1 protein-coding gene is annotated in these 499 nt (G+C 64.3%); it reads right to left on the bottom strand.

Features of this window, described 5'->3' with window-relative positions:
• Positions 1–17: 17 nt before the first annotated feature.
• A partial coding sequence (locus tag J5M67_RS27995; RefSeq protein WP_207888620.1) for an enoyl-CoA hydratase-related protein occupies positions 18–499 on the bottom strand: 482 nt, incomplete at its 5' end.

Here is a 499-nt window from a genome sequence, read left to right as displayed (position 1 = left end):
CTTTGCCCTGTGCGTGTTCAGCGATGCTTGAAGACGGGCTTGCGCTTCTCGACGAACGCCGCCATCCCTTCCTTCTGATCTTCAGTCGCAAATGCCGAGTGAAACAAGCGACGCTCGAAGTGCACCCCTTCGGACAAGGTCGTCTCGTATGCGCGATTCACCGCCTCCTTCACCATCATTACGGCAGGCAGCGAGAATTCCGCGATCGTCGTCGCCGCGGCGATCGCCTCGTCGAGCAACTTGTCCGCCGGCAGGATCCTCGACACCAAGCCCGCCCGCTCAGCTTCCTCCGCGTCCATGAAGCGCGCGGTCAAGCACATGTCCATCGCTTTCGCCTTCGACACCGCGCGCGGCAGGCGCTGCGTGCCGCCCGCACCCGGCAGCACGCCGAGCTTGATTTCCGGCTGGCCGAACTTCGCCGTATCGGCCGCAAAGATGATGTCGCACATCATCGCGAGTTCGCAGCCGCCGCCCAGCGCGAAACCCGCCACCGCCGCGA

It is taken from the genome of Pseudomonas sp. 30_B (assembly GCF_017491605.1).
Lineage (GTDB): Bacteria > Pseudomonadota > Gammaproteobacteria > Pseudomonadales > Pseudomonadaceae > Pseudomonas.
This window is presented reverse-complemented; position numbering and strand designations above follow the sequence as displayed.